This is a genomic window from Kribbella sp. (assembly GCF_035687465.1).
Taxonomy (GTDB): domain Bacteria; phylum Actinomycetota; class Actinomycetes; order Propionibacteriales; family Kribbellaceae; genus Kribbella.
Map to the genome: position 1 here is coordinate 1 of NZ_DASRXP010000233.1, position 11,893 is coordinate 11,893.

An 11,893-nucleotide genomic window follows, 5' to 3' on the forward strand; every position below is an offset into this window, starting at 1 on the left:
ATGGTGCCGCCGTCGAGGATGCGGCCCTGCTTGTGGTACTCGGCCAGTGCCGACTCATCGCCGGCGCGTAGCCGCAGTGACGCCGGACCTTCCCAGTCCTGCTGGAAGCGGCGGGTCTCGGTCAGCTCGTGGGTGTGGGCGCCGGAGGCAACCAGTTCCATCCCTCCGGCCGCGCCGACCGCGGCGAGCTGGCGGTGGTCGCCGACCAGCAGCAACTTCGCCCCGGCGGCGTCGCACACCCGGTTGATCGCAGCCAGGTCACCGGTGGAGGCCATCGCGGACTCGTCCACGACGACCAGGTCGCCGTTACGCAGCTGCCAGGCGAGCTCCTCGCGAGTCGCGGACCCGTCGGCGATGTGCTGCTGAGTCATCAGCCACCGGGTGATGTTGCGGGCAGTGACCCCGTCGGCGGCCAGCACCTCGGTCGCGACCTGCGACGCGGCCAGGCCGACCATGCGGCGGCGGACACCGCCCCACAGCTCGGGGTCCTCCCACGCTTTCGCGAGGGCGCCGACGACCCGGGACTTGCCGGTCCCGGCCGGACCGATCAGGGTCTCGACCTTCGCGCCGGAGGTGAGAATGGCCCGCACCGCAGTGTCCTGGTCGGCACCGAGCCTGAGCCCGGCCTTGGTCAGCTCCTGGCAGAACGACTCCGCCAGGTGCGGCTGCATCAGCACGGCACCCCGGGCGTACCCGGCCCGGGCCAGCTGCCGTTCGGCGTTCAAGTGATCCGGTGTCGCGTACCGGGTCCCGCCGGGCGCCCGGTACGACGAGGACCCGTCGGCCAGCCTCAGCTCGGTCGGCAGCTCGACTTCGCCCGGTCGCTGGGCGGCCAGGACCGTTGCCTGCTCAAGACCCCGCGCGGTCAACCCGTCGAGGAGTTCCACGATCTGCTCCGGCGTCAGGTCGCCCAGATCGTCAGGCAGCGCGCTGTTGATCTCGCGAGTCAGGTCGGCGGCCTCCCACTCGGCCTGCTTGCTCTGCACCTCGGCCAGCGCCTGCTCGAGAACGCTTTGCTCGTTGACCGGCGCCGCGGTCTGCTGTTGACCGGTCGTGGCCAGCACATCGCCTGCGACCTTGCCGAGTCCCCCGCGGACCTCGGCCCGCAACTGCGCATCCCACCGCTCCAGCCGCTCGGCGACGGTCTCCCCGTCATGCGACTTCGCATTGCGGGTCGCCAGCGTCGCTGTCTGCTGCAGCCGGACAAGTTCCAGGCTGTTCGGCTGCCGCCCGAACTGCTGCTCGAACTCCACAACCAGACGGTGGGTCTTCTTCGTGATCGCCTTGCGACGCGACGAGAACAGATCCATCACGGGCTGGTCGATCCCGACGACCTCCCGGGCCTTGCCGTCGGGGCGCATCGTGAACCGGACCCCGAGCGCCTTCGTCAGGTGCTGTTCCATCACCCGCTCACCGACCGCGCCCGCGGCCGGCTGATAGCGGTGCAGCGCCTCCCCGTCGACGGTCAGCCAGTCCCCGTCGGGCCCTTCGACCCGATTGAGGATCGCGTTGTGGATGTGCAGCTGCGGGTCGTGGTCGCGGGAGTCGTGCTGGAAGAACGACGCGATCGTCCAATCGTGCGCATCGGCCCACCGACCGGCAGCGCCGCCGTGATGCCCGATCCGGGTGTATCCGGCCTTGTCGGACAGATAACCGAGTGCGGCCTGGTTCCCGGCCCAGATCGCATCCTCGACCGCTTGGCGGTACCGGCCCCACGACGCAGCCTCGGTCTCGGCCCGGTGCACCGCCTCGGTGTAGCGGTGCACCGCTGCGCGTTCACCGGTGCGTTCCGCCTGCTGCAGTGCACCGCGGGCCGCCTCGGCTGCACCGAGGGCCTGCACCTCCTGGGCCTCGAAGGCGGTGTGGAGCACCGTCACCGACTTCTGCACAGAGAACGTCGCATCGTAGAAGGCGACGTTCTTGCGGACCTTCTTGCCCGCCTCGATGCGCAGCTGCTCGCGGCGCTCCGAATCCGCACCGGGCTCCCTGGCCAGTGCAGCCGCCAGGATCTGCTCCTCGGTCGCGTACGCCCGGCCGGTGTGGCCGAGCGTCTCGGCCTCGTCCCACCGCGCCGGGTCACCAAACCCGTCTGCGCGCGGGTCGATGAACCGCTCGTACAGCGCGGCCATGTCCTGGCCCTCGACCTCACCGGTCAGGCCAAGCGCCTCCGCGCCTCGGCCCGACCAGCGGCCCGGCGGCTCACCGGCCGTGACCGCGCCGGTGTAGTAGTTCTCCCGCCCGGCTGCCACGGCGCCGGTCAGATAGCCGGCGCTGTGACCACTGCGGACGCTCAGCACGAGACACCACCGGCCCCCGGCCCGTCCGCCGCGACAGCGGCCACGGCCGCCACCGGCGGGCCGTCAGCCGACCGATGACAATCGGAGTCGAGGCTCCACTTGATCGTGATGCATAGGTGTGTATCGATGTTCTTGGTCTTCGGGTTGGCTGCTGGGTTCTGCTGGATCGTCACTTGGTTGGTGGTTCCTTCGGTCGCGTTGGTGACTTGCTGCGGGGTCGTGGCTGGGGTGTTGATCGGGTTGTTCATCGCGTGCTGCTGGTTTCGAATTCGCGGTCTGTGCTGGTCTCTTCGGCCTGGTCCTCAGTGGGGTTTTCGCCGGGCTCGGTGATCAGCTGGAGTTGGCCTCGGATCTCGGTGGCCTCGGGTATGGCGTCCGCGACGGCGCGGGGGGCGGAGTCGTCGGCGGTAGGGGCGAGCCAGCCGAGCTTCTCGGCGAGGCGACGGGCTACCCCGAAACCGCAGTCGAGGACGCGGGTGATCTCGCGCTGACTGAGCGGCGCTCCGCCGTGCTTGGCCGCCGATACCCGGAGCAGTTCGGCCAGGTCGTCGTCATCGGGGCGGCGTGCTCGGCCGCCGGTCGGAGCGGTCTTGGTGGTGGCGTCCATCGATGGCGCGCTCTGCTCCGGAGCGCTGCCGGTGCGGAGCGGCTGTTGCACCGGAGCAGAGCCCTGCACTGCACCGGTAGAGCGCACCGGAGCGGGCGAATCGGTGCGGCCGCTCTCTTGCACTGGTGCACCGCGCAGTGCACCGAGAGCGAAGCCAACCACCCACCCCGGCAGTCCGGCAGGCTGCGGCTGCCGGGTTTCAGGCTCGGCCGCCGTAGGGCTGGTGAGGCCGAGCGCTGCCGAGTCGACCAGCGCAAGCAACTCGCCCGGGGTCAGTCGCCCGGCGGTCGGCAGCAACGTTGCCAGCTCGCCGGCCGACAGCAGGCCGTCGCGGATCGTCTGCAACGCGGCGGTCCTGGCCGCGCGGGCGGAGTCCAGCGGCCACGTTTTGCGGCTCGGGCAGATCGATTCCAGCCGCGACGCCATCCGGACGACCTGCTGTACCAGGGCCCGGGCCGCGACCGGGTCATCCGTGCCGGTCCTTGCCAGGTGCAACCAGACCCGGGTGGTGATCACCGGCGAGGTGAACCACGTCAAGACGCTGAGCTTGGCGCGGGTCGGCTGGGCGAGCTTCATCTGCAGGCGCAGCATGTGCGCGAGCATCTCGACCAGCACCGCGTAGGCCAGCGGCGCGAGTGCGTGCGCGATGGCGTCGGCGATTCCGGTGGCGGTGTCGATGTTCAGCCACACGGTGCCGCCGATGAATACGTACGTCGTCAGCAGAGCCCCGGGGATGCGCCAGCCCCTGGTCAGGGCGGCGAGGCGTAGCGCGGTGCAGGCGATGATCATGCCGTCGGCAACCAACGGCACGAGCGGGCTGTTGAACTTCGCCGACACAGCGCCGAAGGAGCGGGCGCCGCCGATCCCGGCGACACCGAGCGCGGCGAGGATCGCCACCACGATCAGGACCCGGCGACCGGTCCAGCCGCCCCGCTCCACCGATCGCGCGAAGGCGCGGACGGTCCGGCGGACCAGCAAGATCACACCAACCGCGAGGGCGCCGAACAAGACGAGTCCTGCCACGCCGGCCGCGACCATCGGGCCGGTCAGCGCGGTGCCGGTTGGCAGCCAGTCGGGGACGACAGAGAGCGTGGTCATCGGTGTCCTCCAGCGGTGTCGGAGACGGCGGCAAGGCCGCCGCGGCGGCCCGCCTTGACCTGCTCCTTGGTCGGGGCGGGGCCGTTGTGGTCGCGGTTCGTGGCCCACCAGGTGACAAACGGGTCGGCGTCGATCGCGAGCGGGACGGTGACGGCGACCTGGTCGGCGGGGTCGCGGTGCGCGAGGGCGTCACAGCCCGGCGCGTAGGCCGCGACCCGGCGCGTCACACCCGGACGTTGCCGGTCATGCCAGTCGCCGACGAGCTTGTTCGAGGCCTCCGGGCCCTGGTAGGCGGCGGTCCAGGCGTCCATCAGCCACAGCAGTTCCTCGACGATCTCCGGGTGCCACAGCCAGCACGGCGGCACCCCGTCGCGGGCGTCGCTGTAGCGGAGGAACACCGTCTGCAGCCACGGCAGCAACTCGCTCAGGACCGCCTGCACGGCGGTCTCGTCCTCAGCGAGCGTCAGCCACGACCGGATCGGTTCCGGCTTGTCCTTGCCCTCCCCCGCGGTGCCGCCGCGCTTGGCGGGGGCATGGGTCATCAGGTCGCCCAGCTCGGACACGATCGTCGCGAGCCGCGCCACCTCGCCCGCGCTGGCGGCGTTGCGCATACCGCCCTTCAACGCGGCCACGTCGCGCGACACCGTCTCGACCGTGCGGGCGAGTCCGGCCACAGCCTGCTGGGCGGCGACGCCGGGGTCTTGGTGGTCGTTGTGCTTCACTGCTCGTCCTCCTCGTAGTGCTCGGCGAACCAGTCCTCCAGCGCGGCCGGGTCGCGCGCGACCCACCCGGTGGGGTGACCCTCGGCGTCGTAGGCCGGCCGCGCCTCCAGACCCCAGATCTCGGCGAAGTCCTCGCACTTCCACTTCGCTCGCAGCTCGTTGCCGCCGGCCTCAATCGACGTGCTCATGCCGCACCTACCTCCCACTCGATCGCGGCGGCACTGGAGTCGTCGGCCGCGACGTTGTCGTTCGCGTCGTTGTCGTCGGCATGCCAGCGGGCGAGTTGCTCGTCCCGCTCGGCCTGCTGCGCCGCACGTTCGTGGTCGTTGTGTGTGGTCGCGCGGGCGACGGCTTCGGCGGTCCGGTCGATCGCCGCCGAAGCCTCATTTCGCCCCACCGGCTCGTCGCTCCGTGCGTCCTGCTGGGCGGCGTCCCATGCTTCGCTCTGCCAGTCGTGCAAGGTCTGCCAGGTGCTGGTGCCGCCCGCGGTGGGCGTGACGCCGTCGGCGTGGCAGTTGCCGCACAGCTGGTCGGTCGTGCGCACGAAGTGGTCCACCGGGCCGCACTCGGCGCACACCTTCCGCGCTGCGAGAGCCTTCTCGACCGCCGCGAGCTGAGCCTCGGTCGCGGTCCGCTTCGGCTTCGCGTGCGCATCCACGTACAGCCACGCGAACCGCTGATCCTTCTTCCACGTCAGCCGGGCGAACGGCTCCTGCCCACCTCGGCACAATCCGCGCTCGCGCAGCTGCCCGCGAGTAGAGAGTCCGGCCGGTGCCTGCCCGAACCCGAACTCGGGCAGGCCGTTGCGGACACGGCCCGGCCACCGGCGGCCGTCCCACAACTCGATCCACTGCGCGCTCGACCCGGTCATCGCGCGATCTCGATCGTCTCGCCCGGCGCGAATACCACAGCGGAACCATCCGGCCTGATCCATGGGAACAAGACAGTCACGGCACGGCCGCAGGGCGACGGCCAAGCGAAGTCGCGCGCGTTCCACCGGTCGGCCTCGGCCTGGTCGTCCAGATCGACAACTACGACCTGGTCCCGGTCGGCGGTGAACGTCACCTCACGAACCGTCCCGGGAAGCTTCGGGGCCGTGCCGTAGGCGTAGCGGTCCCAGTCAGTCAGCGTGACCCGGACACCGGGGATCAGCCCGGCGACCTTGGCCATGAAGTCCAGAGCCATCTGCGGTAGCCGGTACGGCTGATCCTCGTCGCCGAGCAAGATCAGCTCGTCCGTGACATCGCCGGTCCGGTCCTTGGTCAGGTCGAGGTAGGCCTGCAGGAGGTAGGCCGCGTTTGCCAGCTGGCTCTGCAGGTTGCGTTGTACGCGCCGGCGGGCGCGCTGTGTCGGCCAAGTCATCGCGCACCACCAGTCGGGCGATCGGCCTTGCGGGCGGCGCGATCGGTCCGTACGCCCAACGCCGCGCGTGCCCGACGCATGGCGCCGATCAAGCGAACTCGGGCGATCACCTCGCGCGCCGGGTCGTTCGAGTCCAGCCAGGCCAGCGCCGACCCGAGCCCCCGGGTCGCTGGGATGGAGAGCCGACCGCGGGTCAGGCGTTCGATGCGGTCGAGTCCGGCGGTGGCCTGGCTGCGGAGCCATTCGGTCTGGCCGAGCAGCCACCCACCGACCCGATCCTCGACAGCCGCCTGCAGTCGGGCCGTCGCCTGCATGACGGGGCGGTTGTGGAACCGCGCGGCGCGCACGTCCCAGCGCTTGTAGGCCATCCGGGCTTTGGTGATGGCCGGTGGCATGCCGTTGCTGATGACAAGGATCTGCCCGGTCCGCAGCTCCTGCACCTGGCCCGGCGTCAGAACAGGGGTCTTGCGGGTGCTCACCGACCGCGAACCGGTCGAGCGGTCCCGCGTGATCGCGGGCTCTTCGCGTTCCCCGGCCAGCGTTGACCAGTAGCGCAGGTCATCGTCGTCGCCCGTGCCGCCAAACAGGACCTTGGTCCTGCAGTTGGTCAGCAGTGAACCGGTCGCGGCGTCACCGAACCGCTGCCGCATCTGGGCGCGCGACTGCGCCACGATGTGCATGGTGATCCCGCGAGACCCGAAGTCACCCGACCACTGGTCGAGCGGAATCAGGCAGATCAGCGCGGCCTCGTCGAGCACCATCGTCAGCGGCGGGTCCAACCGCTCCCTCGGCATCCCGGCCGCCAGCCGCCTGGCCTGGCGAGCGATGTGCGCGGTCAGCGCGGTGACCAGCGGGGCAGTCTTCTTGTCCTCGGCACCGATCAGATAGACGGTGCCGGTCTCGTCCAGCAAACGCTGCACGTCGAACTGCGGGCCACCCCGCAGTGCCGACGCGGCAGCTGACGGGACCGACAGCCAGCTCAGCGCGGGCATGATCGAGGTCGAGATGCTCGACTGGGTGTTCGGGTTGTTGCCGAAGAACTGCTTCGCCTCCTGCTCCATGCCGGCCGCGGTCGCCCCGACGATGCGCAGCTCGTACAGCACGTCCCGGGCGGCCTCCTCCGTCGGGTGAGCGACCCACTGCTGCACGTCGAACATCGAGTAGCCGCCCAGCGCGGCAGCGTGCATCAACGACTGCAGCGTCTGCTTGGCGAACCCGTCCCACCGCTCGCCCTGCCCGTCGCTCTTCGACCGGCCGATACCGTCAATCAGGTCGGCGGCCCGGTCCATCGCGACCGCCGCATCAGTGCATCCGTCGAGTGGGTCGAACCCGATCGTGGAACCGTCCTCGGTCAGGCCGGACGGGTCGAACACCCACAGCGGACCCTTCCGGCCCCGGCGGCGCGTGGTCAGCCGGAGGATGTCCTGTTTCGTGGACGTGGTGATTACCGCGCCCGGAGCGTCCAGCACGAAGTTGACGACGTGCTGGGTCTTTCCCTGGCGGGGGCCACCGAAGGTGATGGTGTGGTTCTCGATCGACGACCACAGCCATACGAGCCCGATCCGGGCGATCCTCGCGCCTAGCTCGGTCAATGCGACCCGTCGGCGTTGCCACCACGACTTGTCCGCGTACGACGGCCGCACCTGTGTGGTGTTCTTCCGCAGGACCCGCGCGGACGCTGCGCGCCACACATCGAAGCTCGAGGCGAGACCGTCGGTCTCGCGGCCGGCGCGCCCCAACCGGCGCAGCAGACCCCTCGAACTCGACCGGGACAACAGCACTCGCGCGACAGTCGCGACAACCGCCGTGACTCCGGCGGAAAGGATCGGGAGCCACCAGCCGTGCGCGGCGAGCCGGTCGGGGATCACTCGCAGCAAAAGCCCGGCGTAGATCAGCCACGCCGAAAGCGCGAGCCCAGAACCGATCGAGCGGTTCACTGACACCAGCAGCAGGGAGACGACCACCAGCACACCTGCCGCGATCAGCAAGCCACCCACACCTGCCGGGGCTCCGACCCGCACGGCCAGCGCTCCGGCGTACCCCAGCCACAACGGAAGCGCGATCAGGCCACCCGGGCCGACCCGCCAGAACAGCAGCCCGGCGGTCACAACACCAACCGCCCCGCCGGCAGCCAGCCAGCATCCCACCTCGACCGTCAGCGGCGACCGCTCCGCCGCCACCATTGCGACACCCGCCGCCAACAGCAGCACCATGACCGCCGTGAACCGCGGAACAACCACACCGTCGCGGGCATTCGGACGCCGGTTCACCGCGAACCACCGCCCAACATCGGCCGGACACTGCCGCGATACGACTGGACCGCTTCAAACTCCGCCATGGACTGCGTCGTGAACGCCACACTGCAGACCCGCACCGAGCCGAAATACGCCTCAACCTGATATAGCCCGCGATCCGGCCGATCCACCGCCGATTCCCCCAGCGCGGCGGCGACCTGGTCAACCACCCCACACTCGGCCTGCCAACCACCGGTCCCGGTGTAGACCGACGCCTGCACGCCCGGCACCGGCAGCTCCGGGTGGTCCGCCACAAAAGCGGCCAGCTCGAACAACCCCCGGATCAGCTCCGCACGCTCCCGCGGAACCGCCAACATCCCAAACCGCGGCACCCACTCTGTGCCGACCTGCCCTCCGTCAGTCATGCTGTAGACCTCTCGAACTCGTTGCTGAGTGATGGGAGAACCGGCCCTGTTCTGGTTGGCGCCTGTGCGGGGCCGGTCTTTGATGTTTTGGTGATGCGGCGACGACTGGCCGCTCATCCGGCGACCTGGGGCGGCCGCCACTCGGCCGAGTCGACGACTCTTCCGCTGGCGATCGCCTCGTTGGCCATGTCATCCAGGGCCTGGCTCGGAATGAACAACCGACGGCCGACCCGAACTGCCGGAAACGAGTTCGTCTGGATCACCCGGTACAGGGTCATCTCGGACAGCCCGAGCACCTCTGCGGCTGCCGCAATGCTGAGGAACTTCCGCGCGACCTCGCTGGGCCTTGTCTCTTCACTCATTGCGCTCTCCTTATCAAGAGTTAACTAGTTTGACCTAGGTTAACCTAGGTCACTTTGTTGTACAACACTTCGCCGAACAACTGACCTAGCTACCTAGGTCGACTACCTTTGGGGCATGCAGGTAGAGACCAATGACCCCCGGCCGGCGTACGCGCAGGTGGCAGCCGGATTACGCCTTGCAATCCAGTCCGGCGAGTTAGCGGCCGGCACGAAGCTGCCGTCAGGACGCGAGCTCGCCAGGGAGTGGGGGGTTGCTCTGATGACTCTGCAGAAGGCCATCGACCAGCTACGCGACGAAGGACTCGTGTACACGCAACGGGGTCGCGGCGTGTTCGTCGCCGCCGCGGATGGTCGTCCGCCGATCGATGATCTGTCCGAACTGCGCGAGACCGTCGAGGAGCTCAGGCACCGACTCGACCTGGTCGAAGAACGCCTGCGCACCGATGATGGTGCCTCGACGTGAGGCCCCTCAACTCGGCTCGCGACGTCCCCTGTGTTCATACGAACTAGTGAATACTGGAGAGGCTCGCGGCAACATGCACTCGGCGAACAGCGGCAATGCAACGAACATGCAGTCACCCACTGTCGAGAACCTGGGGGCGGGCCACACTGTGCGCGTTGTGGACAGGTGGACAGGCGAGAAGACCTCCGCGCTCAGGCATGCCTACCGGATGACTATCGAGGCGTTCGCACAGCACCTCGGCGCCAGCGTCCGGACTGTCGCTAACTGGGAAGCCAAGCCGGAAATCGTGCTATCTGCGACGATGCAAGAGATCCTCGACACAGCACTGCACCAGGCCTCGGAACAGACCAAGCAACGCTTTTCAATGCTCAGCGACGAGAGACCACGACGCGCAGGCGTTTCAGATGACGCGCAGCGAGTAGAGCACGGCGGCACCGAAGCCTCGAGCAAGCTCGACACCGATCGAGACATCGCCACCGCACTTGAGTGGCTTGACCGGAAACAGGGATACCCAGACATCACGGCAAGGCAGCTAGTAACTGAAGAACTCGCAAACTTCGACCACGTCCAGATGAAAGACCGGGCACGGCGCCGCGGGCGGGTGAGTCAACGCGAAGTCGCCGATGCCCTCAGCACGTACTACGAGGATGGTTTCGACGAGCATTCGATGTATCGCACCAGCTACGGCAGTGACACGGAAGCAGTTGCAAGCATCTTGTGCCGCTCGACCTGGCTGGATCTCGGCATCGGTCTAGCTCCAGAACGAGATCGCCTCACTCTGATCAGCACAGCCCACGACGACGGATCGCCCATGGACAGTGAACCAGCAGAGCGTGTGCGGCATCATCTCGTCGAGATCGTGGCCTCCGGCCGGCGGGTCGTGGACTCACCGTTGTATCGACTCCTGAGCATCGACCTGGATCGCGGCCGGATCGATGGAACCGTCGGCATGACCACCTTCATGGACTACGCCCTCACGATGGACATGCTGGAGGGCGAGCTGCTCGACGCAATCGCTGCCGGCCTGCCTACGATGCCGGGGACTCTGCCGCTGCGAGATCGCTACCTTCCCGACGTGGCGGCTGTGCTCGACTTCCAAGGGAGACTCTGCGCCGGCGGCGCACTCGCCTTGTGCGCAATAGCGAGGCCAGCGAGCCGTTCGCGGCGCGGTGAGGCGGACTACCTCCTGCTGATACAGGAGCGTTCGGGCAACGTCCTAAATGCTGCTGGCCGCCTCGCGGTAATCCCGAAGGGCTTTCATGAACCGCTGGTCAATTACCAGGATGATGCACAGTTGAGCGCCACTCTGCTGCGTGAAATGGAAGAGGAACTCTTCGGTCGCGACGACGTGGACAACACCACCGGTAGTCAACGGCACGCCGACCCCATGCATCAGAGCAGACTGTCAGAACCCATGCGATGGCTACTCGACACGGGCCATGGCGAGCGACTGCGCATGGAGTGCACAGGCTTCGGTCTGAACCTCGTCAGCGGCAACTTTGAGTTCGCAAATCTGATCGTCATCGACGATCCTGACTTCTGGGTGCGCTACGGCGGTCACATCCAGGCGAACTGGGAGTCGAGCGGCGTACGGCAGTACTCGAGCATGAGTCGCGGTCTGCTAACGGACTTGATCCGCGATCAGTCTTGGAGCAACGAGGGACTCTTCGCCCTGCTTCAAGGCCTTCGACGCCTGCGCGAGATCGGCGGTGACAGAGTGGACATACCAACCATCGAGCGAGAGATCTTGACATGAGCAGTACGAACTGGCACAGCGGGAACGTACATGAGGAAGCCGAGGACAAGCGCGGATGGATCCTCGGCCACTTCATAGAACCCGCTGACGACGTCAGAGCAACCAAGGACGTCGAGGTCAAATGGGGCAACCATCCCGCAGGACAGCAGCGCCCCGAGTGGACAGCCGGCGATCAGCGGACCACCCTGCTCCTGCTCATCAGCGGTAACTTTCGCCTCGATCTGACCGAGGGCACAACCACCCTGAATCGGCCTGGCGACTACGTAGTTTGGGGCCCAGGCATCGACCACTCCTGGCAGGCCGAGACAGACTCGGTAGTCGTTACGGTTCGTTGGCCATCACTGCCCTAATCCGCCGGTCGTAGGTTGAAACAAACGTCCGCACGAATCAAACCGCAGCGGGCCCTGACGCTCCGACATGCTTCGCCATCGCCGATACCGCGGATCGGCTGCTATCAGACGGAACGGTGATCGCGTCGAAGATGGCGTCGTAGTCTCCCGAAGATCGGGTGCCAGATGACGTATGTCAGGTTGTCCAGGGCCCGGCGGACCACGGCCTCTTGTTCAT

The 11,893-nt window shown here is 68.0% G+C and carries 13 protein-coding genes; 3 read left to right on the plus strand and 10 right to left on the minus strand.

What is annotated here, in order from left to right; all coding sequences use genetic code 11:
* From mobF to VFG33_RS11890, 10 genes are all read right to left on the minus strand, one after another.
* On the minus strand, positions 1–2,297 hold a 2,297-nt coding region (gene mobF / locus VFG33_RS11845), incomplete at its 3' end, for a MobF family relaxase (protein WP_325025498.1).
* A complete protein-coding gene (locus VFG33_RS11850) occupies positions 2,291–2,545 on the minus strand; it encodes a hypothetical protein (protein WP_325025500.1) in 255 nt (84 codons plus the stop codon). The genes VFG33_RS11850 and mobF, both read right to left, overlap by 7 nt.
* Positions 2,542–4,002, minus strand: a complete 1,461-nt coding sequence (locus VFG33_RS11855; protein ID WP_325025502.1) for a DUF2637 domain-containing protein — start codon at positions 4,000–4,002, stop codon at positions 2,542–2,544. The genes VFG33_RS11850 and VFG33_RS11855 overlap by 4 nt, the downstream gene beginning before the upstream one ends.
* On the minus strand, positions 3,999–4,724 hold the full coding sequence (locus tag VFG33_RS11860) for a hypothetical protein (protein ID WP_325025504.1): 726 nt from the start codon (positions 4,722–4,724) through the stop codon (positions 3,999–4,001). Before VFG33_RS11860 ends, VFG33_RS11855 begins: the two co-directional genes overlap by 4 nt.
* The gene (locus VFG33_RS11865) at positions 4,721–4,912 is read right to left on the minus strand and encodes a hypothetical protein (RefSeq protein WP_325025506.1); all 192 of its coding nucleotides are present in this window, start codon (positions 4,910–4,912) and stop codon (positions 4,721–4,723) included. Before VFG33_RS11865 ends, VFG33_RS11860 begins: the two co-directional genes overlap by 4 nt.
* Positions 4,909–5,595 carry an RRQRL motif-containing zinc-binding protein gene (locus VFG33_RS11870; protein WP_325025508.1) on the minus strand — a complete coding sequence of 229 codons (687 nt, stop codon included), beginning with the start codon at positions 5,593–5,595 and terminating at the stop codon, positions 4,909–4,911. Before VFG33_RS11870 ends, VFG33_RS11865 begins: the two co-directional genes overlap by 4 nt.
* Positions 5,592–6,086, minus strand: a complete 495-nt coding sequence (locus tag VFG33_RS11875; RefSeq protein WP_325025511.1) for a hypothetical protein — start codon at positions 6,084–6,086, stop codon at positions 5,592–5,594. The genes VFG33_RS11870 and VFG33_RS11875 overlap by 4 nt, the downstream gene beginning before the upstream one ends.
* Positions 6,083–8,356, minus strand: coding sequence for a type IV secretory system conjugative DNA transfer family protein (locus VFG33_RS11880; RefSeq protein WP_325025513.1), 2,274 nt, complete (start codon positions 8,354–8,356; stop codon positions 6,083–6,085). The genes VFG33_RS11875 and VFG33_RS11880 overlap by 4 nt, the downstream gene beginning before the upstream one ends.
* A complete protein-coding gene (locus VFG33_RS11885; RefSeq protein WP_325025515.1) occupies positions 8,353–8,862 on the minus strand; it encodes a hypothetical protein in 510 nt (169 codons plus the stop codon). The genes VFG33_RS11880 and VFG33_RS11885 overlap by 4 nt, the downstream gene beginning before the upstream one ends.
* Complete coding sequence (locus VFG33_RS11890) at positions 8,859–9,107, minus strand: helix-turn-helix domain-containing protein (protein ID WP_325025517.1); 249 nt, start codon at positions 9,105–9,107, stop codon at positions 8,859–8,861. The genes VFG33_RS11885 and VFG33_RS11890 overlap by 4 nt, the downstream gene beginning before the upstream one ends.
* 115 nt (positions 9,108–9,222) lie before the next feature.
* Here VFG33_RS11890 and VFG33_RS11895 point away from each other — a divergent pair, with 115 nt between their 5' ends.
* The 3 genes from VFG33_RS11895 (at position 9,223) to VFG33_RS11905 (ending at position 11,676) form a co-directional block, all read left to right on the plus strand.
* Positions 9,223–9,570 (plus strand): GntR family transcriptional regulator, encoded by a 348-nt coding sequence (locus VFG33_RS11895; RefSeq protein WP_325025518.1) that lies wholly within the window; start codon positions 9,223–9,225, stop codon positions 9,568–9,570.
* Between the two features lie 208 nt (positions 9,571–9,778).
* Positions 9,779–11,326, plus strand: coding sequence for a helix-turn-helix domain-containing protein (locus VFG33_RS11900; RefSeq protein ID WP_325025520.1), 1,548 nt, complete (start codon positions 9,779–9,781; stop codon positions 11,324–11,326).
* Positions 11,323–11,676 carry a hypothetical protein gene (locus VFG33_RS11905; RefSeq protein ID WP_325025522.1) on the plus strand — a complete coding sequence of 118 codons (354 nt, stop codon included), beginning with the start codon at positions 11,323–11,325 and terminating at the stop codon, positions 11,674–11,676. The genes VFG33_RS11900 and VFG33_RS11905 overlap by 4 nt, the downstream gene beginning before the upstream one ends.
* Positions 11,677–11,893 lie beyond the last annotated feature (217 nt).